This window comes from Methylobacterium soli (assembly GCF_008806385.1).
GTDB lineage: Bacteria > Pseudomonadota > Alphaproteobacteria > Rhizobiales > Beijerinckiaceae > Methylobacterium > Methylobacterium soli.
In genome coordinates this window covers 53118-79640 of sequence record NZ_VZZK01000004.1, presented here as the reverse complement: position 1 = coordinate 79640, position 26523 = coordinate 53118, and the positions used below count along the sequence as shown (strand labels likewise).

The following is a 26523-nucleotide window of genomic DNA, read 5'->3' as shown; positions in this document are numbered from 1 at the left end:
GCGGACCACTCCTGTGGGGGCGGATCACTCCTCCGTGTAGAAGCGCGAGAAGTGCTGTCCGATGATCTCTGTGTCGGTGTAGCCCTTGAAGCGCTGCGCTCCCCGGTTCCAGCTCGTGACGTTCCCTTGGGCGTCAAGCATGTAGATGGCGTAGTCGACGATGCTCTCGACCAGCAACCGGTACCGGTCCCCGCGGATCACAGCCGGCTCGGTCGCCCGGTCGGTATCCATCAAACGCTCCCGCGTTGGAAGCTAAGGGCGAAGGAGGCAAGCGGAACGGCGCAGCGGGATTTTCGGACAGTCATACACTCAATCTAACACCTACCAGAGCGAAACCGCCGATGTCGTAGGCCCCATTGGAACGGGATCAACCCCGCCGTGGACTCATCACGGAGCCAGCCATAGCGCGCTGCCAACGATCAGCGGAACGGCGACGATAAAGCCCACGAAGCCTGGCAGCACCCACGATTGGCGACCTTGTGGGTTACCAATCTTGCGGACGCGGTCAGAGGCTGCCTCAGTCTTCCGCGCCAGGGCAATGCGTTCGTGCGAGGGGGAGTGACCGGCAGCTTCGTCATCTGTGCCGAGTTGCGACAGGCCAGGATCGTAGTGCACGACCTTGTCACCAGTGCTTCCGCTATCGATGTCAGCCTTCAACATGGCCGTAGTCGGCTTGTCAGAAGGCGGCGGCGCATGAGCAGGAATATTTCCCGGTGAGGGGTGATCTTCGGATCGAAACACTTGGTCAGTCCTTCACATCAATAGTGGTCAACCTGCGGCCTGACCCGCGAGTTCAACGGCCGTGACCATATGGCTGCTAGCCTGCGTCTCCTCCTGGCCCCGATCAACAGGGCAAGAGCGGCGTTTGACAGCTGAGCAGCCGATTGGGATTGAGGTGTCCATCGACGGTATTTCCCGGCGGGACATCCGCGTGAGAAACTTTCCGCGTCTCAACAGGATTTCTTTCCGAGCTCCCGGGACACTTTGCGGAGCCGCTCTGGACCCTCACTGTGGACCGTCAGCTGCACTTCCAAGCGTTGGGTTAGTGATCGACGGCTTACCGCACCAACCGGCGTCGGAGGTGCACGCCAATCCAACTTTAGAAGAATGGCCGCGCCGGCGGGGGAAGCCTGAGTAACCCTGCGGGAGCATTCATTGGTCAATCTGCGCATCCACCATCGGACGACCTACCGCTACCGGCAGCCCGTAAGCTTCGGACCGCATCGGCTCCTGCTGCAGCCCCGTGAGTTGCGTGACGTCCGCCTCGTCTCAACCGACCTCACCGTGACACCCTCCGCGACTGTGACCTGGGCCTACGACGTTGCCGGAAATGCTGTGGCAACAGCCACGTTTCAGGCACCAGCCCCTACGCTCGTCATCGACAGCGTCGCGCGGGTTGAGCTCAGTGCTGTGGCCTATCCGGTGTTCGACATCTCCGCGTCAGCGGCTTCGTTTCCCTTCCGGTATTCCGACGACGAGTGGACGGATCTCGGCGCGCTCACGGCTCGGCAGTATCCCGACGAGAACGCGCGCCTCCAGAACTGGGCACAGGGGTTTGTCGCGGGCTATCCGACCGACACCCTGTCCCTCCTCAAGGATCTCAACGCCGGCGTCGCAGGCGGGATCGGCTATGAAGCCAGAGAGAATGAGGGCACGCAGGCGCCGAGCCGAACCCTTGCGCTGGGCCAAGGGTCCTGTCGGGACCTCGCGACCCTCTTTGTTGAGGCGGTTCGTAGCCTCGGTTTCGGCGCGCGGATCGTCTCTGGGTACCTTTACGACCCAGCGCAAGCGCTTGTCGGCTCCTCCGGCGCAGGGTCCACCCACGCCTGGGCCGAAGTCTACCTGCTGGGCGCGGGCTGGATCACCTTCGACCCGACCAACCGCAGCGTGGGCGGCGCGAACCTGATCCCCGTCGCTGTCGTGCGCGACGTCCGCCAAGCCATGCCGGTGATGGGTAGCTTCAGCGGCCCAGCCGACGCACCCCAAGGCATGACCGTCGAGGTCAGCGTCACCTCCTAAGCCGACCGATGGTCCTGCACCCTCGTGTGCCCCTGTCTCGAGAACCTCCTGGCAAAAACGTTAGCCCGCCCTTGTCGACCTGCATCCCATAGCCATCTCTAGACCATCCATCCGGATGGTCTGAGGAGGTCTAAGAGGTGGCGGGTAATGTGCGGGAGCTTCGGCCCAAATCGCCTGACAGTGAGAAGCTGACGATCAACCTCGGCTTCGTCGATCTCGGGCATATCGACCTGCTTGTTCGCGACGGCTTCTACGCCAACCGCGCCGACTTCATTCGAACGGCCGTGCGCAACCAGCTCGAACGCCAGAGCGACGCCGTGAAGCAATCGGTGGCCCGCAAGCAGCTCAGCCTTGGCCTCTCGCACTACACCCGGCAGGATCTGGAAGCAGCAAGGGACGCTGCCACCCCGCTCCACATTCAGGTCCTCGGCCTCGCCTCTATCGCGTCCGACGTCACGCCGGAACTGGCCCGGGCAGGCATTGCCTCAGTGCAGGTGCTCGGCGCCTTCCACGCCAGCCCGGCGGTCAAGGCGGCGTTGGCCGACCGTACCGCCTGATCTCTCATCTGAACCTTATCCGCGGCGAGGGCCAGCCCCGCCTGCACCGGCTCGTCCACCTCATCCAGGATCATGACCATGAACGCATTCTCCGCCATCGACATGGGTGAGGTGACCCGTCTCACCCGAGCCGGCCAGCTCACTGAGGCCATGGCGCTGCTTCAGGGACGCCCGGTAGCTGCCAAACCGCAAGCGGCCACGGAACAGGAGCCGGCTCGCACCGGGGCCCGCGCTGCGCGACCATGGCCGACCATCGACATGGTAGCGCCCTCGACTCCGGGAGGAGCCTGGACGGCCCCGGGCTTCGGGAAGGGCGCAACCGGCGCGGCTCCGACCGAAGAGAAGGCGACCTCCGCACGCCCGAGCCTGTCAGAGACACTACGATCCTTGCGCGAGCGCTTTCCCAAGATGGGCTCGATGCCCGACCTTGGCGAAGGTCTCGGATCGCTGCGACGTGCGCCGGTCCCGGTGCCAGACGGCGCCCGGTACGAGGAGCGGAGCTTCTCCAACGACGCTGGCAGCCGGACCTACAAGGTCTACGTCCCGAGCGGCTATACGGGCCAGGCGCTTCCTGTCGTCGTCATGCTGCACGGCTGCACCCAGTCCCCCGATGACTTCGCTGCCGGGACGCGGATGAACGAGCTTGCCGAGGAGCAGACCTTCCTGGTGGCCTATCCGGGCCAGCCGCAATCGGCCAACATGCAGAAGTGCTGGAACTGGTTCAACGCTTCTGATCAGCAGCGAGAGAGAGGCGAGCCCTCGCTGATCGCGGGCATCGCACGTGAGGTCGTCCGGGAGTTCTCAGCCGATCCGACGCGGGTCTACGCCGCGGGACTGTCCGCCGGCGGCGCGGCAGCTGCCATCATGGCGGCGACCTATCCTGACGTGTTCGCGGCAGTCGGTGTCCATTCCGGTCTCCCCTGCGGCGCGGCCAAGGACATGCCATCCGCCTTCGCTGCTATGAACGGAGCCGCGACGGTTCAGCCACGAGGAACGCGCACCTCGGTTCCGACCATCGTCTTCCACGGTGATGCCGACCGCACCGTCAACCCGGTCAACGGCGATCGAGTCATCGCTCAGGCCATGCCCGAGGCAACGTCGAGCAAGATCGTTACGCAGGGGGAGAGCCCCGGTGGAATGAGCTACACCCGCACCATCCAGTCCGATGATTCTGGTCGAGAGGTGTTGGAGCAGTGGGTTCTGCATGGGGCCGGACACGCTTGGTCCGGTGGGAGTACAAATGGCAGCTACACGGACCCACGCGGCCCCGATGCGAGCCGTGAGATGGTGCGCTTCTTCATGGCTCACGCAAGCGCGAGCGGCACGACCCGACACTGAGCTTCCGAGGAAGTTTGAGGTCCTCGGCTCCGGCCAAGGATGCGGGATGGCCGACAAGGATTTCTACCCCTCTCCAACAACGGAAGTATGGGCCGGCCTCTTTGCGGGACCGGCCCATCCTGGGTTCCTCTCAAGCACGGGCGTCCGAGGGGCCGCTGAAACGAATTCCTGGCATCAATCAGCGACGCTGGAAGCACACTTGCGACGCAACATGCTTGGCAGCCCCCGCGAGCAGCGCCGTTCTGAGATCGAGTGTTATGGAGCCGCCCGACTCGCGTAAGCGAACTTATGAGACTGAACGCCTCATGGTTCCGCCGTGAGTTGCGCGATCCTGTCGAGAATAAGGTGACGGTGCCAGCGCCACTGCTCCAACATCTCTTTAAGCGCCCGCAGGAGCTCCGTTGCACTGGCCGTGTCCTGTCCGTCCTTAGTCATGCGCTCGATCAGAGCAATCTGCTCCGTCACGCGCAGGTCGCCCTCGGCAATGTGCTGGTCCACTTGGGCAAGATGGTCGTTCTCTTGCTCTAGGTTAATCATAGACATGAACCTAGCGCCCTTTTGGGCCTGTGTCCCACGCGCGTCCGAGGCCGCGCAATTTGCGTAACGTGCCCGTTTCCCGTCGCGTAAGTTCGATTATGGAACGCGATTAAGGCCCTTTTTGAAGTCTCCGGAAGTGCTCGTTCCGACCGCGCGGCGCCTCGCACATTAGGTATAGAAAAACTGCCTGTGCGGGAGGATGCGCGGGCGGTTGCTATGCTTGCGGAGACTGTGTCCAGGGATCGCTGCCGGCATGCCTCAGGATGGCTGAGGAAGGCGGGTCCGTCCACACTGACGGACCGCACGGAAACAACATGGGTTAACCCCCTGCTGGTCACTGACTGCGTCAGGCGGTACGGTCCCGGCCTTCATCCAGGAAGGAGGGGCTGGATGCCTAGCCGAGAGAGCGACGGCCACTACACGTTCGTCGTCTACGATCCCCCAGCCTTCGGGTTGCCCTGGTTAGCAGTCTGTCTCGGACCAGATGGGGCCATCCGCGCCGCTGAAGCCTTCAACACAAGGGCACGAGCGGAAGCCTGCGCATCGAAATGTGCAGAGCTGTTCCTGCGAGCGATCAGGAATGGCAGCTTGTTCTCAAGTGGTCGTCGCAACACCACCATGAACGGATCGGCGCACACCGTCGAGCGCCTCGGCGGGCGTTCGCCATCCGAGCGTCTTGCGTGGTCTGCCGTTCAGAGCCGCGGCCACGGCGGCAAGCTCCTCAATGTCGTAGGCGCCCAGGTTCGTCCCCTTCGGGAAGTACTGTCGCAGGAGCCCGTTGGTGTTCTCATTCGTGCCCCTCTGCCAGGGAGAGTGCGGATCGCAAAAGTAGACCTTCAGGCCTGCATCGATGCGCAGCCGTGCGTGCTGCGCCATCTCGGCCCCTTGGTCCCATGTCAGCGAGCGTCGCACCTGCTCGGGTAAGGTGGTGATCGTGCGGGTGATCGCATCGCGGACCGCCTCGGCGCCATGGCCAGCAAGCGCTGGCCCGTTCTTCGCGCGAGGCTGCGTCCCGTGCCCCTCCATCGGCGGCAGGTGCAGCAGCATCGTGAACCGCGTCGTCCGCTCCACCAGGGTGCCGATGGCGGAGCTGTTCAGCCCCAGGATCAGATCGCCCTCCCAATGCCCCGGAACAGCCCGGTCCTCCGCCTCGGCCGGACGTTCGCTGATCAGGACCTCCGGGGTCACAAACGACTTACCGCCCGATTGCGCACGCGCTCGGGGCACCCGCAGAGCCCGTCCTGTCCGCAGGCACTGCGTCAACTCGCGCTTGAGCGCACCCCGGCCCTGCACGTAGAGCGCCTGGTAGATTGCCTCGTGGCTGATGCGCATGCTCTCATCATCCGGGTAGTCCAACTGACGCCGGGCGGCGATCTGCTCTGGGCTCCAGGCCCTGGCCCATCGCCGATGCTGGCGCGGCCCATGGCGCCGTCCCTTCCAGGGCACCGCCGGCCCGTTCACCTCTCCCCCATCCGGGCGAGTGACGAGACCGGAAAGACGCTCCTGCACATAGGACCGCAAGGGCGCATGCGACGCCAGCTTCGCGGGCTTTGGTCGACGCGCCGCACGCTCCGCGTGCCACTGTGCCGTGGTCGCCCGATAGTCCAGGTTGCCGCCACGCGTCGCGGCGTTCCGCCTCAGCTCTCGCGAGATCGTCGAGGCCGCCCGTCCGAGATGGCGCGCCATCTCCCGCACCCCAGCCCCCTGCGCGCGAAGCAGCGCGATCTCTTCCCGTTCTGCAAAGCTGAGGTAACGCTCCGAAAGTGGCTTTGACGAGCGCGCGAGATGCGATGGCGCCAGCCCGCCCGACACCCGGAACCACCGCGAGCCGACCGGTTGTGATACCTCGACCTTCATCGCTGCATCCTCGCTCGACAGTCCTTCGGCGATGAACGCCCAGAACCGCCGTCGCTTCTCCCGCGAGGCTACCCCGGGGCGACCCGGTGACCGCAACTTATCCCGAAGAGCCCGATCCGAACGCCGCCGACCCGCCATCGCAACCGCCCTCCACCAAGCCGTTGCGACGACCACTGGAATCCACCCAGTGAACCGCGATCCCAGCGCAGCCACTGAGGAGCTACGACGGGTGGCGCGGTTCGTTGGGTGGGCATTACGGAACGTGCTGCTTGGCTCGCGCTCGGATATTCGCCGTTTCCTCGTGCGCTTGTGCGAGGTTGGCCCGCAGCTTCGCCGTCTCGTCCTGGATCGACAGTCTCAGCAGATCGAGCCGGTCGAACAGCGCCTGTGTCTCCCGCGAGATGGCCAGCGGCTCTTGGCGAGGCGGCTTCTGCACCCGTTTGATCCGCTCCAAGAAAGGCACTTCCATCAGGAGCTGATCGGCCCCGTCGTAGATTTCGAAAATGCAGGCGCTCGGATCGTACCCTTGCTCGATCAGATCCACAGCGAGCTTCGGAATGCTGGCGCAAGCGTCGAGATAGGCCTCCTCCAGGTTCGGGCAGATCAGGCCGATCTCGTCACGTTCCAGGCCATGCGCGGTGCGAAGATGGAAATGGTAGACGGTCATTAGTTCTTCTTCTTCATGCCTCTGTCCCGAGGCTGCGCAGGAGCGAAAGATGGGCACGCGCCAGCACGAGCGTGTGCTCGATCTCTACTAACCCGTGTCGGGCCCGCGCCTGTTCCTCGCCGCTCATCTCAGTCATGCGACCGACATGCCCCGCCTGACGCTGCTCAGCTTCGGCCACGGCCTGGATTGCGGTGTCGAGGGACGTTTCAACGTTGAAGACCGTCACAACGGTGCTCGCTGGGCCGAGGCGGAGCCGGGTGATTGAGCAATCGACTCCGCACGGCCGTGGAGCGGACGGTCCAGCCTCGCGCAAGCCATCGCCGCGTAGGCGTGTGTGGCATCCAGCAAGGCTGCAATCTCCTCCTTCAGCCGGCGGCTGGTCGCGATGGCTGCATTCGCACGAGCGCAAAGCTCCGCGACGGAGGGCGTATCACCGGCCATAGCAATGCTCCAGCTTGTAGGCGGGAGCACGCTCGGTCTCTCAGCCGCTAGCGCCCAGGATCATGGCCGGCGATTGTCGACTACTACACTTATTGGTCGGGATGGACCATCACGTACATGAACTTCGCCTGCGTGAGACCGGGCCCGCATTCCAATAGGCTTGTTCTATAGGACCTCCGCAGGGGCGAAGCGCTGTTCGCCGACTGAGCGTTATGGAACTGGTCGGCTCGCATGGAGCAAAGCTTACAACGTAGGCTTCGTGACCTCGGAACTCACTCGTCGTTCCCACATGCATCGCGTGCTCGCCAGCGGGGTCGGGCCAGTTCGCTTCAAGAGGAGGTAAGCTTGTTCGAGCAGTTCGCGTGAGCGTGCAGCCTCAGCACGAATGTCGGCGCGCAACCGAACAGATCGCGCTACCTGCGCACGTCCAGCCGCATAGTCAGGCACCGGCATAGCCTTCTCAGAGGGCGCCAGCCTAGAGCATTAACCCATGACATTCTAGAGCATTAACCTAGGACAATTAGCGGCCATCATTGGAACGCGATTGCTGGCCTACGCCCGGAGGTTGAAGCTCATCCGGCAGCCCGCTTTTCCAGATGCAGGTACGTGGGATCGAACTCGGAGGTCCGGATCATTTCCTCCCACGCCTGGATCACCAGTGTGTTGTCGCGGAGCGTGATGAGGCCCTTGCCACGTATGTCCTGCAGCGTCCGGTTGACGTGCACGTTCGAGAGACCTAGAGCGTCACCGATATCGATCTGCGTGATCGGCAAGGGGCAGCGGTAGCCCCTGGCCAGACCAACAGCTTGGAGCTTGAGGTACATCTCGCAGAACAGGTGCGCGATCCGCCCGAAGGCCGACTTCCGGCCCATGCCGATCATCCACTCACGGAAGATCGCCGCATCGACCAGCGTGTCGCGCCAGAAGGCCGCCGCGAGGCCAGGATAGCGGGTGGTCAACTCGCGCATGCTCTCGTGCGGGATGAAGGCTACTGTGGCTTGAGTGATCGTACCGAGGGAGTGATCCATGGTGTGCAGATGCAGGCTCTGCAGATCCGGGATGTCACCCGCGATGTGGAAGGAGAAGATCTGTCGCCGACCCTTGTTCAGGACCTTGTAACGGCAGGCCCAGCCATCGAGGATGAGGCAGCACTGCGAAGGCTTGTCGCCGTCGCGCGCGATGTCCTGACCGGGCGCGAGAACGCGGGTCTTGGACGGCAGGCTGAGGATGGCCTGACGCTCCTCGTCCGTGAGGGTCGCGATGCTCTCCAGCTTGCGGATTAGCAGGGTCAGAGAGTGGTTCTCGGAAGCCGAGGACATAGAGCTTCACCTTGCATTGCAGGTAGAAGCGCTCGTCTCTCCCAGCCACCAGCACCTGTGTCGAACAGCTGGTGATAAGAACGATCATAAACCCATGTGATTCAAATGTCTCAACGTAAAGCGGTTTACAGAGTTTTTGACTACTTGGTTGGACACCCGGCAGTTTTACCAGCCACGGGTGGATGGGCAGGATTTGCGGCGGCAGCGGCGTCTGAGCAGGAGCAATTCAAACCACCCTCGTTCCAATAGGGCTTGCTCCAGCGGAACCTAGCAGGCGCCTTTCGGCTGCGGCGCGGTTCGCGGACTGGGCGTTATGGAGCGTTGGGTGTAACGACGGGGGCAGCGCGAAGGAGTGTAGCGTTGTCAGTCATCCAGCGGCACAACATCAAGCTGGCAGGTATCGGTCCCGCGACAATGGTCTTCGCTCACGGCTTCGGGTGCGACCAGAACATGTGGCGCTTCGTGGCTCCGGCCTTCGAGGGCGGCTACCGCACAGTCCTGTTCGACCACGTCGGCGCGGGTGGCTCCGACCTCTCGGCCTATGACCCGCAGAAGTACGCATCCCTCGACGGGTACGCCGACGACGTCGTCGAGCTCTGCCGCGCCTTGGACGTGCGGGGTGGTGTTTTCGTTGGGCACTCCGTGAGCACCATGATCGGGGTCCTGGCCTCGAAAAAGGCGCCCGAACTTTTCGATGCCCTCGTCATGGTGTGCCCGTCGCCCCGGTACATCGATGACGCCGATTACGAGGGCGGCTTCAGCGAGGCGCAGGTCCACGAGCTTCTGGACTTCCTCGACAGCAACCACATGGGGTGGTCGCACGCGATGGCGCCCGTCATCATGGGCAACCCCGACCACCCAGAGTTGGGCGAGGAGCTGACGAACAGCTTCTGCCGAACCGATCCGGAGATCGCCAAGAGTTTTGCACGGACCACCTTCCTCTCGGACAACCGCGCCGACCTCGCCGGCGTCACCGCGCGCTGCCTCGTGATCCAGTGCTCCGAGGACGTGATCGCGCCGCGCTCCGTCGGCGTCTACGTGCATAGCAACCTTCGCAACAGCGAACTCGTTCTCATCGACGCGACGGGCCATTGCCCGAACCTGAGCGCCCCCGAGGCGACCATTGCGGCCATGAAGGCATTCCTGTGAAGGCGACGACTTGAACGAGGCGACGCCAGTGTCCGGGCCGCAGGAGGCCGACGACCTGGAAGACCTTTTCGAGAACGCGCCCTGCGGCTACATCTCAGCGCTGGCGAACGGACGGATCTCCAAGGCCAACCGCACCTTTTCGACCTGGACCGGGTACGGCTCCGAGCAGCTCGTCGGACGCCGCTTCCTCGACCTGCTGAACATCGCGGGCAAGATCTACTACGAGACCCACTTCGCTCCACTCTTACGCATGCAGGGTTTCTTCAACGAGGTTGCCCTCGACCTCGTGTGCGCGGACGGGACAACGCTGCCCGTGCTCGTCAACGCCGTCGTCCGTCGAGACGACACAGGCGGCGTCCGGTTCATCCGGGTTACGGTGTTCAACGCCTCCGACCGGCGGCGGTACGAACGGGAGCTCCTTGAGGCGCGCCGGACAGCCGAGCAGGCCAGCATCGCCCTGCAGGATCTCAACGCGACGTTGGAGGCCCGCGTGGCCGAGCGTGCGCGCGCCTTGGATCGCGCTTGGCGGCTCTCGCGGGACCTCCTCGTCATCGCCCGGGCGGACGGAGTTCTGACCCAGGTCAATGCCGCCTGGACGGAGCAATTGGGATGGCAAGCATCCGATCTCGTCGGGCAGAGCTTTGTGGCGTTCACCCACCCGGAGGATCTGGCTGCCACGCAGGCCGCGTTCGCCGGCATCTTCGAGGCGCCGCTCACCAAGCCTTACGAGTACCGTTTGCGCCACGCGGACGGTTCCTACCGCTGGTTCGCCTGGACGGGCGCGTTCGAGGAGGGGGAGGTCTACGCGACCGGGCGTCAAACCACTGCCGAGCATGAGCAAGCGGCCTTGCTGGCTGAGGCCGAGGACGCCTTGCGGCAATCGCAGAAAATGGAGGCCGTCGGCCAACTCACGGGCGGCTTGGCGCATGACTTCAACAACCTGCTCGCGGCGATCTCCGGCAGCCTGGAGCTGATGCAGACCCGCCTGAGCCAGGGGCGGCTCAACGACCTCGACCGCTACATGCATGCCGCCCAGGGCGCCTCCAAGCGGGCCGCAGCCCTGACGCACCGCCTGCTCGCGTTCTCGCGGCGTCAGACCCTCGACCCCAAGCCCACCGACGTGAACCGGCTGGTAGCCGGCATGGAGGAACTCATCCGGCGCACCGTCGGGCCGTCCGTCCACGTCGAGACCGTCGGCGCCTCAGGTCTCTGGCCGGCCCTGATCGATCCGCCACAGCTTGAGAACGCGCTGCTGAACCTGTGCATCAATGCGCGCGACGCGATGCCGGATGGCGGGCGCATCACCATCGAAACCGCCAATAAGTGGCTCGACGAGCGCACTGCGCGAGAGCGCGATCTGCCGCCGGGACAGTACCTCTCGCTCTGCGTGACGGACACGGGCACCGGCATGCCGCCGGACGTAATCTCCCGTGTGTTCGACCCGTTCTTCACCACCAAGCCCGCCGGCCAGGGCACCGGGCTGGGGCTGTCGATGATCTACGGGTTCGCGCGGCAGTCTGGCGGACAGGTGCGGATCTACTCCGAGGTGGGACAGGGCACGACGATGTGCCTCTACCTGCCGCGCCACTACGGCGCGGTAGACGCGGAGGAGGCTCCCTACGCGCTGTCGACCGCGCCTCGGACCGAGCAGGACGGGACGGTACTCATCGTCGACGACGAGCCGACGATGCGGATGCTGGTGACAGAGGTTCTCGAAGAACTCGGCTACACCGCCATCGAGGCAGCCGACAGCGCGGCGGGCCTGAAGGTGCTGCAATCGAACGTGCCCATCGACCTCTTGGTAACGGATGTCGGCCTACCCGGCGGCATGAACGGGCGGCAGATGGCGGATGCGGCTCGCGTGACGCGGCCGGACCTCAAGGTGCTGTTCATTACGGGCTACGCCGAGAACGCGGCGGTCGGCAACGGCCTCTTGGAGCCGGGCATGCACGTCCTGACGAAGCCGTTTGCGATGGAAGCGCTGGCCTCACGCATGAAGAGCCTGATCAAGGATTGACCCTAAGAAGACTCGCGGGTCATGAGCCGGCTCGCGCCAGTCGCGGTGCAGCCGAAATCGGCTCATCGGGGATCTCGCGCGAAGGTCGCGGTGCGGGTCTGGAGCGTCGCGATCCGCGCCTCGATCTCCCGTAACACCACCGTGTCCTCGGTGGCGTCCTGGCCGCGGTCAATCCGTGCCTCGACGAGCAGGACCTGATCGGCCCGCTCCATTTTCAGCACCGCGATCTGCCCGTTCAGATCGTCGAGCCGGTCTTCCGTTGTTCCTGCCATCGTGCATTGCCCCGCCGGGCTCCTGCCCCCGGATACCAAACCCTTATCCGAGGTCAGAAGGGATGCGAAAGCAGCGAGCGCCGGGGTTCGCGGACTGGGCGTTATGGAGCCATCCTCGTGTCTTCGGCCCGCTCAAGGCTTCAGGTGACGCCGTAGCCAACGCGTCGCGTCTTCCAGAGTGTCAAAGGCAGGAATGCGCAGCCCTGCCAGACGCCCCAGACCCGCCTCCATGAACCAGCCACCAAAGCTCTCGTGCTCAGGCGTGTCGAGGCGAACCAGAACGCCGACCAGCAGCCCATTGGCCATCACCAGCATGCCGTCCCGGTCCGGGCTTGCCGTGTCGACGGCAATCGGCTGCAGAACCACAAGCGTCTCGATGTTGTTCTGGCCGATCACACCTAGCCTCCATGGCCGCTGCTCAGCCACGGCACGCTCCGGCGGTTACTCCAGCGCGTGTTTCTGAGGTGGAGGTAGTTCGGGTTGAAGCCGCAGTAAGCCTTGAGGCGCTCGACATCCAGGATGGTCACGGTCCGGTGCTTGAGCGCGACGAGGCCAAGTTCGCGCAGCTCCCGGATCGTGCGGTTCACATGTACGTTCGACAGGCCCATCGTGTCAGCGATGTCACTCTGGGTGAAGGGGAAGTCGTAGCTGTTGCTGGTGACCCGCCCGACGGCTTCGAGCCGCAGCAGCAGCTCGCACAGCAGATGGGCGATGCGGTGGTTAGCCGGCCGACTGCCCAGGTTGACCAGCCACTCGCGCAGCACGGCCTCGTCGACCAGGGCGCACCACCACAGTGCCCGGGTGACACGGGGGTGATCGGCCGTAATCGCCTCGATGGCCTGACGCGGGATGTCGACGGCCTGACAGGCCGTGATCGTGCCGATGCTGTGGTCCATCTGATCGAGAATGAACACGTTCAGATCACAGAAGTCGCCTGGCACCAGGTAGGCCATGATCTGGCGCTGGCCGTCCGCCAAGACCTTGTAGCGGCAGGCGTAGCCGTCGAGGATGAGGTGGACCGTGTCGGGTGCGTCACCCTCGTGGATCAGGTCCGTCCGCGCTCGCACCTGTCGGACCTTGAGCGTCAGGGCGTTCAGCGCACCCCGATCCTCATTGGTCAGCTCCTCGAAGCTCTCAAGCTTGCGGGTCAGCGCGTCCTGCATCGGGCCACATCAATCGAGAGCGATGTTGCAGCTTATGTCGGTTATCCGACGCCCGCGACGACATATGACCATTTCCTGGAGCAAATTCGCTTGTAATTTCAAGAGACCCGTTGCCGACCCCTAGGCTCGGGTGCAAACGTGCAAGGGTGCTTGCCTCCTGCCGCAAGGTGGACAGGATTGTGTCTCAGCCGATGCAGCGTACCTGCATGAACCGCCTACTCCTGGCGCTGCCGGCGGCGGACTTTGCTCTGCTGCAGCCGCACCTGGAGCTGATGACGCTCTCGGTGGGAGACGTGCTGATCCCAGCCAACACGCCGATCAGGCAGGTGGCCTTCGTCGCGCAGGGCATCGTCTCGCTCGTCAGCGTCGCGGCAGACACCCAGCAGATCGAGGTTGGGCTCGTGGGTTGCGAAGGCATGGTCGGCGTTCCGGTTCTACTCGATGCGGGCCAAACCCCGGACGAGGCCCGGGTGCAGGCGCTTGGGCTGGCCTACGTCATGCCTGCGGCTGCCCTGAGCGAGGCGCTCGGGCGCAGCCCGCGCCTGCACCGTCACCTTCTCCGCTATGCCCACGTCCTCGCTGTGCAGGCCACTGCCACCGCTCTGGCCAATGGGCGCTACAGACTGGAACAGCGTCTCGCGCGCTGGCTGCTGATGTGCCACGACCGCACCGAGGGCGATGAGCTACCGACGACGCACCAGTTCCTCTCGTTGATGCTTGGGGTCAACCGTCCAGGTCTGACCGCAGCCGTGTCCACCTTCGAGCGGTCTGGGATCATCCAAAGACAGCGCGGGATCCTGACCATTTGCAATCGCAAGGCGCTGCTCGTGATTGCGGGTGCGTCCTATGGGGTGCCTGAGGCCGAGTACGACCGGCTGATCGCCGGACCGGTCGAAAACGCGCTCAGTCGCTCGGCAAGTTCGGATCTACGCGTCTAGCTGACGTATGCGTTGCCGAGCTGCTGCCTGATCCAGGTTTGCGCCTCATCCAGGTCCAAGAACGTCGGATGGTCTCGCGACGGAATTCGCCCGAACCCGGCTTCCAGGAACCATCGCCCGGCATCGTCCTCGTGCTGCTCCGAGAGGTGCACCAGCATCGCCACGAGAAAGCCTTCAGCGAACACGAGTTGGCTCTCGCTGTCGTCACTGCTGGTGGCAACGCGCACCGGCTGGAGGTGCAGGCTCATGGGACGGCTCGCTTCTGCAGATGCAGATACGTAGCATCAAACTCCGCCGCCCGGATAAGTTCATCCCACGCCTCGATGACCAGCGTGTTGCTGCGTAGCGTGATCAGGCCCTTGCCGCGCATCTCCTTCAGCACGCGGTTGACATGCACGTTCGACAGGCTTGTGGCGTCGGCGAGATCGCCTTGCGTGATCGGCAAGGGACAGCGGTGCTCACCGGCCAAGCCCACGGCCTGCTGCTTCAGGTACAGCTCGCAGAAGAGATGGGCGAGATGGTCGAAGGCTGTGCGCCGGCCCATGCTGATCATCCACTCCCGGAAGATCGCCGCATCCACGAGCGTGTCGCGCCAGAACACGGCCGCGATGCTTGGAAAGCGCATGGTGAGGTCACGTACAGCCTCGTGCGGGATAAACGCCACTGTGGCCTGGGTCAACGTGCAGAGGTCGTGATCCATCAGCGGGATGTGCAGGCTCTGCAGATCCGGGATGTCGCCCGCGATATGGAACGAGAAGATCTGGCGTTTGCCTTCGCTGATGACCTTGGAGCGGCAAGCCCAGCCTTCGAGGATGAGGCAGCACTGCGAGGCCTTCTCGCCATGGCGCACGATCTCGTGGCGCGCCCGGAGTGCCCGGATCCTGACGGGGAGGTTCTCGACCGCCTGCCGCTCCTCATCCGTGAGGGTGGCGATGCTGTCCAGCTTGCGGATGAGCGGGAACAGGGGATGGGTGAAGTTCGAGGCCATCGCGGCTTCGCCTTGCATTGCAGGCGGAAGCGCGCGGCTCTCCCAGCCGTCAGCACCTGTGTGGGGACCGCTGACGATCTCTAAGAAATAGCACGCTTGTTGCCCGCAAACACCCACTGAGGTCACGGATGCCGGCCCAGACGACCCAAACATGCTACAGGTCGGCCGTTGGTGCCATCGACTACGCGGCGGCGCGCCTCTCCAGGTGCAGGTAAACCGGATCGAATTCGCCCATCTCGGACAAGCCCTCCCAGTCCCCCATCGTGAGGTTGCGCCGGTCCAGGATGATAAGCTTCTGGTTCCGCAGATTCTGAAGTACGCGATTGACGTGCACGTTCGACAACCCGAGCGCATCGCCGATGTCGATCTGCGTGAGCGGCCACGGCATGCGATGATGGTCAGCCAAGCCGACGGCGTGGAGCTTGAGGTACATCTCGCAGAACAGGTGAGCGATCCGGCCGTGAGCTGACTTGCGGCCGATGCCAATCATCCACTCACGGAAGATGGCTGCATCGATGAGGGTGTCGCGCCAGAGAGCCGCTGCAAGCCCGGGAAAGCGGGCTGTCAGATCTCGCAGGCTCTCGTGCGGGATGAAAGCCACCGTACTCACAGTCATGGAACAGAGGCTGTGATCCATCACGGCGAGGTGAAGGCTCTGTAGGTCCGGGATGTCGCCTGGGATATGGAACGAGAGGATCTGCCGCCGCCCCTCACTCAGCAGCTTGTAACGCGCGGTCCAGCCGTCGAGGACGAGGCAGCACTGCGAGGGCTGACCTCCGTCGCGCACGATGTCCTGCCCCGGTTGCAGGATCCGGGTCATGACTGGCAGGCTCTGAATGGCCTGCCGCTCGTCGTGCGAGAGCGGTGCGACGCTCTCCAGCTTGCGCACGAGCATGTTGAGAGAGTGATCGGGAGCGGAGTTCATGATGGCATGCCCTGTCTCGCAAGCGGAAGCGCACGCCTCTCCCTGCCATCAGCGCCTGCACCAGATCTGCCAATGATGAGGGCAGTTTAGGGAGCGTGTTAATCGGCCGCACCGACATATGACCGCTTTTTGGTATGGAAACGGCGAATTTCAGAAATCTATGGCCAAGATAATTGTTGAATGTTTCTGTTCGCCGGACTTAAGTTCCCTCGATTACAAGGCCTGCTCATGGCCATGATCTGAGCGAGTCCAAACCACGGCCGTCACCATGGCGATGAACCCGGCACATGTCTGAGCTTGTCCGTACTGATCACACCGCGTTCTAATAGGGTTTGCTCCAAAGGGGTGTTCCAAACGGCGCAAAACGCTCTGTCGGGAAAACGACGGATAATCCGACAGGTCGGCCGTGCCGTCTGCGGCGGGCCTGATGGAGACCAAATGTGTCGTGAAAGCATGTCGGGAAATCAAATGTCCGGAAAGCGCTCGTGACCGGACGCTCCACTCGTCTGCCGCGAAGGTCCGGAAGGGGTCAATCTGGGGCCTTCACCTGAGCCGCGCCGAATGTCTGCTGACCCACGACCTGATCGCCGAAGCGGACGGGCCGCAAACGGCCAGGTTCGGTCTTCAGTGCCGCTCAGACTGCCGACAAGCGGACCTTCTGACGGCCCGAGAAGGGTCGCAAGCGGCCCCTCGCCACGGGTACCAAGCGTCAGATTTTGACCACTAGGACGGTCCGACATGATCTACTCCCGCAAGCCCGGCGGTTCCGGGTCTGTGGCGAGAACGTCAGGATGACTCCGACCGGTGCACGGGTGGGCCTTGCCGGGACGGCGTCGGCCATGCCTTGCCGACGTCCCGGCAAGCTTGTCGACCGATCGCCGCAAGCCATGCCGTATCGCAGAAGGACGTCACGGTCGCCTACGGGCTCGACCGCCGCGACGGCAAGGCCGTCCGGACCGCGTGCGGGCGCGCGTTCAGCACGGATAGGCATCGCGTCCCGCACGGAATCGAGGACCTGTCGGAGGTTGAGCCGTTAGCCGACGATGCGCCTGCGTCGCTGCCACGTCGCCACCTTGCGCAAGAGGCGTGAGAGCTGCTCGACCGAATACGGCTTGTGCAGCAGCTCGAACCCGTAGGTACCATTCTGCGCCAAGACGTGGCTGTAGCCCGAGGCCAGCAGAACCGGCAGGTCGCGGTGGTCCCGCCGGATTTTGTGAGCGAGATCGATCCCGTTCATCCCTGGCATCACGACGTCCGTGAATACCACGTCGAAGCGGTCGGCCTCCTTGGCCAACTCGGCCAGCGCCTGCTCGGTGTTGGTCGCCCACACGGTGACGTAGCCGAGCTCGGCCAGGGTCTGGGTCGCGAACGTTCCGACATCCGTATTGTCCTCGACCACTAGGACGCACATGCCATGCCCGTCGACGAGAGGCTCGGGCTCGGTGCTCGGGGTCGCGACCTCGGCCGCCACGCGCGGCAGGTACAGGACGAACATCGTGCCCTCCCCGACCGTGCTCTGGACGCGGACCTCGCCTCCGGATTGCTTGGCAAAGCCGAAGACCTGGCTCAGTCCGAGACCTGTTCCCTGTCCGACGCCCTTGGTCGTGAAGAACGGCTCGAAGATGTGCTCGATCTGGTCCGGAGCGATGCCGGCCCCGGTATCCTCGATGCACACCGCGACGAAGTCGCCACGGACCGCGGGGTGGGTGCGGATCGGCGGAATGACTGAGACGGGGTGCACCGTGATGGTGAGGGTGCCCTCGCCGTCCATGGCATCCCGAGCGTTGACGGCCATGTTCACCAGGGCCGTGTCGAACTGGCTTGGGTCGGCGTTGATGAAGCAGGGCTCGTCCGGGATGTCCGTGACGATCTTGATGCGCGAGCCGCTCAGCGTGCCGACCATGTCGCTGATGGTGGCGACGCTCCGGCCGGCATCGAACACCTCCGGCTTCAAGGCCTGCCGGCGCGCGAAGGCGAGCAGCTGGCCCGTGAGCTTGGCCGCGCGCGCGACGGTGTCCGAGATCGCGCCGATGTAGCGGTTGCGGCGCTCCTCCGGCAGGTCCGGACGTTTCAGGAGGTCGGTGGACGACTTGATGACGGTGAGCAGGTTGTTGAAGTCATGCGCCACGCCGCCGGTGAGCTGGCCGACCGCCTCCATCTTCTGGGCTTGCCGCAGGGCCTCCTGGGCGGAAGCAAGCTCCGCTTCCCGTGCCTTGGCGAGGCTCAGGTCACGACCCACGGCGATGAAGTTGGTGCCATCGGGCTCGGGCGCGACCGTCCACTCGATGGGCTTCCATCCGCCGTCGAGGGTGGCGATGCGGTTCTCGAAGCGTGTCGGCTGCCGTGTCTCACCCATCTGGGCAAGGCCGGCGAGCGTCGGCCCCATGTCATCGGGGTGCATGAAGGTCGCGTAGGGCCGTGACAGGAGTTCGGCCTCCGACCAGCCCAGGACCCGCGTCCACGCGGGGCTGACCGCCGACATCATCCCATCGTAGTTGGCCCGGGCCAGCATGTCCTCGGACAGCGTCCAGAGCCGGTCGCGCTCGGCCGTGCGCTCGAAGACCTGCTGCTCCAGGGTGCTGTTCAGAACCTGGAGTGCGTCCTCCATGCGCTTGCGCTCGGTGATGTCCGTGAAGAGCACGGCGACCCGGCGCGCGGCCGGGTCGCCGACGCGCAGGGCACGCACGTCGAACCAGCGTCCGAACACGTCGGCCCGGTCCTCGACGTGAGCGGGTTCGCCGGTCAAGGCGACGTGCCCGTACGTGTCGAACCAGCGCTGTTCGAGGTCGGGAGCGAAGTCGCTGACCCATCGGCCGACCACGTTGGCGCCGGTCTGACGCTCGAAGGCCGGGTTGGCCTCGACGATGCGATAGTCGATGGCCCGGTCCGCATCGTCGAACCTCACCTCGACGATGCAGAACCCGACATCGATGCTCTCGAACAGGGTGCGGTAGCGGCTGTCGCTTTCCGCCAGCGCGGCTCGCGAGCGGATCTGGTCCGTGACCTCGTAGCCGCCGACGAAGATGCCGGTGACGGCGCCCGCATCATTGCGGATGGGCTGGTAGAGGAAGTCGAGGTAGCGGTCCTGGGTTTCGCCGGCGAACCGGATCGGTAAGGCACGGGCCGCGAACGGCTCGCCCGTCGCATAGACCCGGTCGAGAAGCTCGTAGACACCCTGATCGGCCAACTCCGGAAACACCTCGCGGACGGTGCGCCCGAGGTAATCCCGGTGCCCATTGACCGTGACGTAGGCATCGTTGACGTACTCGAAGATATGGCTGGGCTCGCGCAGCACGGCGACGAACCCGGGCATCTGCTGGAGCAGCGCCTGCTGGCGCTGGCGCTCGGAGGCGGCCTTCCGCTCGGCAAGCACCTGGCGGGTCGTCTCGGTGCAGGCGCAGAACAGGCCGACGACCGCATCGTCGTCCCCCGGCACGGGAGTGTAGGAGAAGGCGAAGTGGGCCTCCTCGGGGTAGCCGTTGCGATGCAAGGTGAGTTCCAGGTCGTCCATGTGCACGGGGTCGCCCGCGTACACGCGATCCATCAGGGCTCCCAACTCGTCCCGCACTTCGGGCCAGATCTCGAAGAACGGGCGGCCGAGGGCTGCGGGATGCCGCTCGCCGAGCATGGGTGCGTAGCTGTCGTTGTAGATCAAGGTCCGGTCGGCTCCCCAGGCGATGAACATCGGCTGGCGCGAGTTCAGCATGACCCGCACGAGGGTCAGGAGCGCCGCGGGCCACGTCTCGCGTGGGCCGAGGGATGTCGTGGACCAGTCATGGGCACGCATGCGCGCGCCCATGCCGCCGCCGTCGCGAAAAGCCGAAGTCACCGAACTCATGGACCTATGCCTGCCCCTTGCCGCGCAGCGTTCGCATCGAGACGGCGCGCTCGACCGGACGATTGCCCTCATCCTGGCTGCGCGGCGCCCAGACGGCCGTGCGGATGGGGTCGCTTGTCGAGGCGAACACGCCCTCGGTGACCGGGCTGACGATCCAAGTCGCGAGCGTGTCGGTCAGGCCGATGTGACGGGAGTGCTTGGCTGGCATATCCGATATCTAACCCATCGAGCGCCCAGGGTGTTTCCTTCCGGTCCATAGGACGGTCGCGGCACGCTGCGGCCAAGTCGCGCGCCGACCGCCAGCGACGGATCTGATTGGCTGCATAAGCCCCGCTCGCCCGGCAGGTTCCAACGCTTCGATGGCGGGGCGGCGACCTGGCAGCGCCACCGAGGGCCGCAGCCGTATCGACACGGTTGGCCGGCCTGGCAAGGGACTCGCCCGGAAGGATCGTCGTAGACGCAGGGGCTTGACCGCGGCGCCATCCCGGGCATCCACGCCGTCGCCATGCCATCCTTGTCGGAACGGTTCCTGTGTCAGCCCCCCTCCCCCCGGCCCCGCATTCATGATCCTCGGAGCATCTGCGGCTTGCCATCGATGCCGCCGGCGTCGCCCTCCGGTCCTGGAACGTCGATGACGACACGTTCTCCGTGGACGAGCGGCGTTGGTTCCACGGGGCCTGCCGCGGAGCGGCTCCGTCACCTTCGAGGAGTTGTCCTCACACGTCCCACCGGCCGACCATCGGCCCCGACGGGATCGACTTCCGCATCCTGCACGGGGATCTCTTGTGGTGGGTGTCGGCGCGCGGCCGGGGCGACGACAAGGCTATCGTCGGACGGACCCTGTTCGGCATCTTCCTCGACGTCACCGGGCGCAAGCAGGCCGAGGCGGGACACGCGCTTCTCGCCGGCGAGATGCGCCACCGGGCCGAGAACCTGCTCACCGGCGCCACGAGCCTGACCGCCATCACCTCGCGCTCGACCAACACCACGGTCGACATGGCGTACGAGCTTACCCAGCGGCTCGGCGCCCTGGGTCGGGCACACGACCTCGTCCGCCCGCTTCCGGGCCACGAGGGCAAGGCGGCGCTTCTCGGCGGCCTCGTCGCGATCCTTCTCAGGCCCTACGACGACCTCGGCGCGTTCAGCGGGCGCATCCGCGTCTGCGTGCCCCGGATGAGCGTGGGCGAGGCCGCCGCGGCCACCCTGGCGTCGGACATCCACGAACGGGCGACGAACTCGATGAAGGACGGCGCCTCGTCAGTGCCCACCGGCACCCTCGACGTCTCCGGCACGGATCAGGAGGAGACCCTCGTCCTGGCCCGGACGGAGAGGGGCGGGCCTGCCGTGACGCAGCCGACCGGTCCGGGGGGCTACGGACGCAGGCTGCCGGAGCGGGCGATCACGCGGCAGCCGAACCGGCCCGTCACCCGCTCGTGGGACGAGGCCGGAATTGTCGTGAACCTGACAAGGAGCAAGGCGTACTTCGTGGGGTGAGGTGGCAGCCCGTGGATGCGGGAGCCCGCATTCGGCGACATGCCCCGAATAGGCACTATAGACCTGTTGATCCATCGCCCTTCGGATGGGCCATGAAGAACCGAAGCATCTCACGGCTGGCGTCGGGACCCGAGGGGTCGGTGTGTGAACCGGCCGGATGGCCGCCGGCCCAGGCATGCCCTCCGCCATGCAGCAGCCACTGCTCGGAGGCCCACGACCCGCCCGGCTCGGTCATGAGGGTCCGGGTATAGGCCATCCCACCTTGGGAGCGGCCCTCGATGGTGTCGGTGATCATCTCACCATCCGGCCGGGCCTGCGCGATGGCCTGGTCGCCGTTGACCGACGAGACCGTATCGTCGCGGTCCCCGTGGAAGACGATGGTCGGAACCGGATGCCTCGCCCGTATGGGCGTGAGCAAGGCACCGCGGCGCATCGTGGAGAATGCCGCCGACATCGACCCGGCGGAGCCGCTGGCCAGCCCCGAATGGATGCCGACGGCGGCGTAGAGATCCGGGTAGGCCTGGGCCATGACCGCGGCGGCCGCGCCTCCTGCGGAGAGGCCGGCAACGAAGACGCGCGCGGGATCGACGTGGAACTCGTCCATGACCTGACGCGTGATGCCCGCCAGGATGGATGGCTCGCCCATGTCACGGCCCTGGTCCCCGTACCGGAACCAGTTCCAGCTCTTGCCGAGGTTCGCCGATCTCGGTTGGTCGGGGTAGGCGACGAGGAAGCCCAGCTCCTCGGCCAATTGGTCCATGCGCGTTCCGATGGCGAAGTCGCGCGCCGTCTGCGAGCAGCCATGCAGCATCACCACCAGCGGCAAGGCGGCTCGGTCATGCCCTGACGGCACGATGAGGTCGTAGGCCCGGCGGCCGGCCATGTTTCCGAAGCGCCGGGACAACGCGTTCGACCAGCCGATGGACCGTTCCGGCGGTGGTGATGGGGCGCGCGCCAGGTGGCCGGTCATCGATGAGCTTTCACGAGGGGTCTGGTTGGCATGGTGGGGTCGGGTCGCGTCAACGCGCCAACCAGGCCTTTGGCCTCACTCGTCGTGGTCTGGCAGGCATGCGGGACGTGGCGCCGTCCTGGCTCCGCATCCGAATGGGCGAGCTTCTCGTTAGGATGTTATGGCCCAGTATCGGCACAAGCTCGCGTGCGGTTCAGACCCCTCGCCAACCGGCGCTCACGCCTCGATGATCGAACGGATCTTGCTGGCAAGTCCTTCCACGGGGAAGGGCTTGGTGATCATCTGCATGCCCTGATCGAGGTGACCGGCCCCAAAGGCGGCGTTCTCCGCGTACCCGGTCATGAACAGCACCTTTAACCCAGGCCTGCCGATGCGGGCTTGGTCGGCGAGCTGGCGCCCGTTCAAGCCGGGCAGACCGACGTCCGTAACGAGGAGGTCGACCCGCGCATCGGACTGCAGGATGCGCAGGCCGGACGGCCCGTCCGATGCCTCCCGCGTCGCATAGCCGAGCTCGCCGAGCACCTCGACGACCAGGGTCCGGACGGTGTCGTCATCCTCGACCACCAGGACCGTCTCGCCGTGCTCGGCGCGTGGGGTCTCGCCCCCGGTCCTGTCTTGCTCCTCGAACTCACCGTAATAGCGAGGAAGGTAGAGCTTCACCGAGGTTCCCTCGCCGGGCTCGGAGTAGATCTTGACGTTGCCCTCGGACTGCTTGGCGAACCCGTAAATCATGCTCAAGCCGAGCCCGGTGCCCTGCCCGATAGGCTTCGTCGTGAAGAACGGATCGAAGGCCCTCGCAATGACCTCGGGCGGCATGCCAGTGCCGGTGTCGGTGACGCAGACGCAGACGTACTGGCCCGCACGCACTCCGATCTCGCGCGCGACGTAGGCGTCGTCGAGGAAGCTGTTCGCCGTCTCGATGGTGAGCCTGCCCCCGTCCGGCATCGCGTCGCGTGCGTTGATGGCGAGGTTGAGGAGGGTGTTCTCCAACTGGTTCGGGTCGCACAGCGTGAGCCAAAGGCCGCCCGCCACGACGACCTCCAAGCGAACGCGCTCGCCCAGCGTCCGGCGGAGCAGGTCGTCCATCGAACCCACCAGTCGGTTCACGTCGACGGGCTTGGCCTCAAGCGGCTGCTGGCGCGAGAAGGCTAGGAGGCGGTGAGTGAGCGCAGCCGCCCGCTGCGCGGAGGCCATGGCGAGCCCCGCGTACCGGGTCAGGTTCTCGATCCGCCCCTCGTTGATGCGGGTCTGCAAAAGGTCGAGGGAACCGACGATGCCGGTCAGCAGGTTGTTGAAGTCATGGGCGATGCCGCCCGTGAGCTGGCCGACCGCCTCCATCTTCTGGGACTGGCGCAGTTGCTCCTCGGCTTGCTCGCGTTCCGCGATGGCCTCGCGGACGCGGGCCTCCAGCGTATCGTTCAGTTCGCGCAGGGCGACCTCGGACGCCTTTGCCGCGGTGATGTCGTATGCCACGCCGACATGACGCAGTTCGGCGGAATCGTCCGCGCGCACCGCCTCGCCGCGGCGGGCCAGCCAGCGGGTCTCGCCGGTATCCGCCAATCGCACGCGCATCTCGGCGTAGGGAAGCTCGCCGGCCTCACGCACGCCAGGGTCAAGGAGCGGGTCGCCCTCGACGACGAGAGCGTTCACGGAGCTGACCGCCAGGATCGCGGCCGGAACGACGCCGAGGAGTTTGCAGAACTGGGGCGAGACCTCGACGGTCGCGAAGCCGGGCACGTACTCGAAGGTCCCGATGCGGCCGGCGGTCTGGGCGATGCGCAATCGCTCCTCGACCCGCTTCTGCTCGGTGATCTCGACCAGGGCACCGGTGAACCGCGCAGGCTCGCCGTCCGCGCCATACACGCAGCGTCCGCGGGCATGGACCCAGTGGACCGAACCGTCCGGCGCCTGCAGGCGGTACTCCCTATCGAACACCTCGGCGCCGTTGAGGATACCGGTCACCGCGATGCGCACGCGCGCCCGGTCCTGGGGATGGACGCAGGTGAAGAACGCGCCCGTCGGGACTCCGTCCTCCCCCACGGCCTGCTCGATGCCGTTGAGGAGGGCGAAGCGGTCGTCGACGTGGAGGCGCTTGCCCAGGATGTCCCAGTCCCAGGTTCCGGCGACCCCCGCCGCCGTGAGGGTGATCTTCAGTTGCCGCTGCGCGTCCGCGAGCCGGCGCTCCATGCCGACGAGACGCTCCTGGCCGAGCTCGCCCTGCCGGGCAAGCGTCACGTCGACCTGCGAGGCGAAGAAGTTGATCAGGGAGCCGCGCTCGTCGAACACCGGGCTGAGATAGAGCTCGTTCCAGAACGTGCCGCCGTCCTTGCGGTAGTTCAGGAGTTGAACCTTGACTTCGCGTCGCTCGGCTACCGCGGACCTCACGCGAGCCACGGCGGCCGGATCCGTATCCGGTCCCTGGAAAATACGGCAATTTTGCCCGAGCACCTCCCCGGCCTCGTACCCCGTCAACGCCAGGAAGGCGCGGTTCGCGAAGACGATGGGGTTGTCCGGGAGACGCGGATCCGTGACCACCATCGGCTGGCTGGTCCGCTCCAGGGCGGCGACGAAAGGTCCCGCCCGGCGGCGCATCTCCGCCTTCGCTTGCTCCAGGCAAGCAGGCCTTTCGGCATACGGCTCGGGCATGCCGTCGCTACGAGCAGGACCCGTCACGGTTCCGTCTCGCCGATGGCGCGCTCGATGAAGCCGTCGATCAGCACCTTCAGGCTTTCGAGGGCGGGTAGGTCCATCAACATGGCGATGTAGCCCCGGATGTCGCGCTCGCGCACCGAGAAATTGATGTAGAGGAACAGGACCAGCGCATCGGCGCTATCGTCGCCGGCCGATTGGAAGATGCGGGGTCCGTCGCCTCTCCTGACCTCCGGCAGCGACATGCTCAGCGTTCGCTGCAGCAGGTTCGCCATCGTCGCGAGGCAACCGTTCAGGATGACGTTGCCCGTCTCCGTGAGCGCCTCGTCCTCAAGTTCCGCGACCTCCTCGGCCGATAGTTCCTCGCCCGCCACTGCGCGGACGAGCTCGCGCCCGTTCTCCTCCGGGAAGATCAAGAGGGCGCGGCCGGCGAAGGCGCCGGTGAAGTCTTGCTGGACGACGACGAGCTCGGACGCCTCGCGCTCGCCGATCATGCGCGCGGCCTGCGCCTGGGAAACGATCTCCACCGCCGGCACGGACAGCAGCACCTGGACGCCGATCATCTTGCGCAGGCTGGCGGCGGCCTTGCTGACGCCGATGTTGACCAGCTCGGTGAAGGCGTCGCGCTGCAGTTCGGTGAGATCGACGATGCCTGCCGTCACGAAGCCGCCCTGCGCAACCTCAGCGTAGCGCCGGACAGGAACCCGGCGAGCGCCTCCTCGGTGAGGGGCTTCGACAGGAAGGTGGCGTCCACGCTGCGGGCGCGTGCGATGATCTCGTCCTGGATGTTGGCCGAGACCACGGCGATGGGCATGTCGGGTTTTGCCGCGCGCAGGTCGGCGGCCAATTCGAGGCCGTCCTTGCCGGGCATGTTGAAGTCGAGGAGCGCAACGTCGACCCGGCGTTCGCCGATCACGGATATCGCCGAGTCGGAGTTGACCGCCTCGACGACCTCCCAGTCCGGTCTGAGCTGGCGCAGGAGCTTGGCGACGACGAGGCGCGCGAGCTTGCTATCGTCGACGATGAGGGCTGTGGTCGGCATGAAGGGCGATGCTGGTTAATTTGCGCGCGGTACGCTCGGATGCATGACGATGACGCCCTTTATGCGCCAGAGCCGCTGCGAGGCATAGCCGTAAGCATCGGTGACGTCGCGTTATCCTGGCCCGAGCCGAGCAAGCCAGCGGACGACGAACGGGTCTCCGCAGGTCCCCAGCACGCTGGGCCGCAACCTAAGCAGGACTTGGTATACCGCGGTGTGCATGCGGGTGCATGCGGTCCAGTCCACCGGCGCGGTCCGGTCTTCGAGGATGAGCGAGGCGAGCGTCTCGGCATCCTCGACCGGACAGACCCCTTCCAGGCATATCGGCGCCCCCTGCCCCGTATCG

At 65.4% G+C, this 26523-nt stretch carries 25 protein-coding genes and 1 pseudogene; 7 read left to right on the top strand and 19 right to left on the bottom strand.

Features of this window, described 5'->3' with window-relative positions; all coding sequences use genetic code 11:
* Window positions 1–27: 27 nt before the first annotated feature.
* Together F6X53_RS05315 and F6X53_RS05310 are read right to left on the bottom strand one after the other, a co-directional pair.
* Window positions 28–231: pseudogene (locus tag F6X53_RS05315) on the bottom strand (PAS domain S-box protein); the annotation flags it as partial.
* Between the two features lie 156 nt (window positions 232–387).
* A complete protein-coding gene (locus F6X53_RS05310) occupies window positions 388–660 on the bottom strand; it encodes a hypothetical protein (RefSeq protein WP_306426587.1) in 273 nt (90 codons plus the stop codon).
* Window positions 661–1155: 495 nt separating this feature from the next.
* On the opposite strand from F6X53_RS05310, the gene F6X53_RS05305 reads away from it, so the two are divergent.
* From F6X53_RS05305 to F6X53_RS05295, 3 genes are all read left to right on the top strand, one after another.
* Entirely contained in the window at window positions 1156–2019 is an 864-nt protein-coding gene (locus F6X53_RS05305; RefSeq protein ID WP_150997927.1) for a transglutaminase family protein, read from the top strand.
* Window positions 2020–2156: 137 nt separating this feature from the next.
* Window positions 2157–2576, top strand: coding sequence for a CopG family transcriptional regulator (locus F6X53_RS05300; protein ID WP_150997925.1), 420 nt, complete (start codon window positions 2157–2159; stop codon window positions 2574–2576).
* 78 nt (window positions 2577–2654) lie between these two features.
* A complete protein-coding gene (locus F6X53_RS05295) occupies window positions 2655–3914 on the top strand; it encodes an extracellular catalytic domain type 1 short-chain-length polyhydroxyalkanoate depolymerase (RefSeq protein WP_150997923.1) in 1260 nt (419 codons plus the stop codon).
* Window positions 3915–4217: 303 nt separating this feature from the next.
* Here the strand turns inward: F6X53_RS05295 and F6X53_RS05290 are convergent, their stop codons facing one another.
* From F6X53_RS05290 to F6X53_RS05270, 5 genes are all read right to left on the bottom strand, one after another.
* Complete coding sequence (locus F6X53_RS05290) at window positions 4218–4457, bottom strand: hypothetical protein (RefSeq protein ID WP_238296401.1); 240 nt, start codon at window positions 4455–4457, stop codon at window positions 4218–4220.
* A gap of 588 nt (window positions 4458–5045) precedes the next feature.
* Window positions 5046–6446 (bottom strand): IS30 family transposase, encoded by a 1401-nt coding sequence (locus tag F6X53_RS05285; RefSeq protein ID WP_191970709.1) that lies wholly within the window; start codon window positions 6444–6446, stop codon window positions 5046–5048.
* Window positions 6447–6561: 115 nt separating this feature from the next.
* Window positions 6562–6975: a DUF6894 family protein gene (locus F6X53_RS05280; RefSeq protein WP_150997921.1), complete on the bottom strand. Its 414-nt coding sequence runs from the start codon at window positions 6973–6975 to the stop codon at window positions 6562–6564.
* 13 nt (window positions 6976–6988) lie between these two features.
* Complete coding sequence (locus F6X53_RS05275) at window positions 6989–7201, bottom strand: hypothetical protein (protein WP_150997919.1); 213 nt, start codon at window positions 7199–7201, stop codon at window positions 6989–6991.
* Between the two features lie 787 nt (window positions 7202–7988).
* The gene (locus F6X53_RS05270) at window positions 7989–8735 is read right to left on the bottom strand and encodes a Crp/Fnr family transcriptional regulator (protein WP_150997917.1); all 747 of its coding nucleotides are present in this window, start codon (window positions 8733–8735) and stop codon (window positions 7989–7991) included.
* A gap of 360 nt (window positions 8736–9095) precedes the next feature.
* Between F6X53_RS05270 and F6X53_RS05265 the strand changes: the two genes are divergently transcribed.
* The gene (locus F6X53_RS05265; RefSeq protein WP_280525998.1) at window positions 9096–9884 is read left to right on the top strand and encodes an alpha/beta fold hydrolase; all 789 of its coding nucleotides are present in this window, start codon (window positions 9096–9098) and stop codon (window positions 9882–9884) included.
* 28 nt (window positions 9885–9912) lie between these two features.
* The gene (locus tag F6X53_RS05260) at window positions 9913–11901 is read left to right on the top strand and encodes a PAS domain S-box protein (protein ID WP_244965526.1); all 1989 of its coding nucleotides are present in this window, start codon (window positions 9913–9915) and stop codon (window positions 11899–11901) included.
* Between the two features lie 62 nt (window positions 11902–11963).
* Here the strand turns inward: F6X53_RS05260 and F6X53_RS05255 are convergent, their stop codons facing one another.
* The 3 genes from F6X53_RS05255 to F6X53_RS05245 form a co-directional block, all read right to left on the bottom strand.
* Complete coding sequence (locus F6X53_RS05255) at window positions 11964–12173, bottom strand: hypothetical protein (RefSeq protein WP_150997913.1); 210 nt, start codon at window positions 12171–12173, stop codon at window positions 11964–11966.
* Between the two features lie 132 nt (window positions 12174–12305).
* Window positions 12306–12569: a hypothetical protein gene (locus tag F6X53_RS05250; RefSeq protein WP_150997911.1), complete on the bottom strand. Its 264-nt coding sequence runs from the start codon at window positions 12567–12569 to the stop codon at window positions 12306–12308.
* Between the two features lie 2 nt (window positions 12570–12571).
* Window positions 12572–13336: a Crp/Fnr family transcriptional regulator gene (locus F6X53_RS05245; RefSeq protein ID WP_150997909.1), complete on the bottom strand. Its 765-nt coding sequence runs from the start codon at window positions 13334–13336 to the stop codon at window positions 12572–12574.
* A gap of 191 nt (window positions 13337–13527) precedes the next feature.
* On the opposite strand from F6X53_RS05245, the gene F6X53_RS05240 reads away from it, so the two are divergent.
* Window positions 13528–14274 carry a Crp/Fnr family transcriptional regulator gene (locus F6X53_RS05240; RefSeq protein ID WP_150997907.1) on the top strand — a complete coding sequence of 249 codons (747 nt, stop codon included), beginning with the start codon at window positions 13528–13530 and terminating at the stop codon, window positions 14272–14274.
* Here the strand turns inward: F6X53_RS05240 and F6X53_RS05235 are convergent.
* The 5 genes from F6X53_RS05235 to F6X53_RS05215 form a co-directional block, all read right to left on the bottom strand.
* Complete coding sequence (locus F6X53_RS05235) at window positions 14271–14522, bottom strand: hypothetical protein (RefSeq protein WP_150997905.1); 252 nt, start codon at window positions 14520–14522, stop codon at window positions 14271–14273. The two genes, F6X53_RS05240 and F6X53_RS05235, sit on opposite strands and share 4 nt — an antisense overlap.
* Window positions 14519–15262 (bottom strand): Crp/Fnr family transcriptional regulator, encoded by a 744-nt coding sequence (locus F6X53_RS05230; protein ID WP_150997903.1) that lies wholly within the window; start codon window positions 15260–15262, stop codon window positions 14519–14521. Before F6X53_RS05230 ends, F6X53_RS05235 begins: the two co-directional genes overlap by 4 nt.
* A 181-nt stretch (window positions 15263–15443) precedes the next feature.
* A complete protein-coding gene (locus F6X53_RS05225; protein WP_150997901.1) occupies window positions 15444–16187 on the bottom strand; it encodes a Crp/Fnr family transcriptional regulator in 744 nt (247 codons plus the stop codon).
* Window positions 16188–17220: 1033 nt separating this feature from the next.
* Window positions 17221–20025 (bottom strand): PAS domain-containing protein, encoded by a 2805-nt coding sequence (locus F6X53_RS05220; protein WP_238297666.1) that lies wholly within the window; start codon window positions 20023–20025, stop codon window positions 17221–17223.
* A 4-nt stretch (window positions 20026–20029) separates the two neighbouring features.
* A complete protein-coding gene (locus tag F6X53_RS05215; RefSeq protein ID WP_150997899.1) occupies window positions 20030–20233 on the bottom strand; it encodes a type II toxin-antitoxin system ParD family antitoxin in 204 nt (67 codons plus the stop codon).
* Between the two features lie 584 nt (window positions 20234–20817).
* Here F6X53_RS05215 and F6X53_RS05210 point away from each other — a divergent pair.
* Window positions 20818–21519: a sensor histidine kinase gene (locus tag F6X53_RS05210; RefSeq protein WP_238297668.1), complete on the top strand. Its 702-nt coding sequence runs from the start codon at window positions 20818–20820 to the stop codon at window positions 21517–21519.
* A 55-nt stretch (window positions 21520–21574) separates the two neighbouring features.
* On the opposite strand, the gene F6X53_RS05205 is transcribed toward F6X53_RS05210, so the two are convergent.
* From F6X53_RS05205 to F6X53_RS05190, 4 genes are all read right to left on the bottom strand, one after another.
* Window positions 21575–22489: an extracellular catalytic domain type 1 short-chain-length polyhydroxyalkanoate depolymerase gene (locus F6X53_RS05205; RefSeq protein ID WP_150997895.1), complete on the bottom strand. Its 915-nt coding sequence runs from the start codon at window positions 22487–22489 to the stop codon at window positions 21575–21577.
* 216 nt (window positions 22490–22705) lie between these two features.
* On the bottom strand, window positions 22706–25081 hold the full coding sequence (locus tag F6X53_RS05200; RefSeq protein WP_244965525.1) for a PAS domain-containing protein: 2376 nt from the start codon (window positions 25079–25081) through the stop codon (window positions 22706–22708).
* A 77-nt stretch (window positions 25082–25158) separates the two neighbouring features.
* Window positions 25159–25800 carry a chemotaxis protein CheX gene (locus F6X53_RS05195; protein WP_150997893.1) on the bottom strand — a complete coding sequence of 214 codons (642 nt, stop codon included), beginning with the start codon at window positions 25798–25800 and terminating at the stop codon, window positions 25159–25161.
* A complete protein-coding gene (locus F6X53_RS05190) occupies window positions 25797–26180 on the bottom strand; it encodes a response regulator transcription factor (protein ID WP_150997891.1) in 384 nt (127 codons plus the stop codon). Before F6X53_RS05190 ends, F6X53_RS05195 begins: the two co-directional genes overlap by 4 nt.
* Window positions 26181–26523 lie beyond the last annotated feature (343 nt).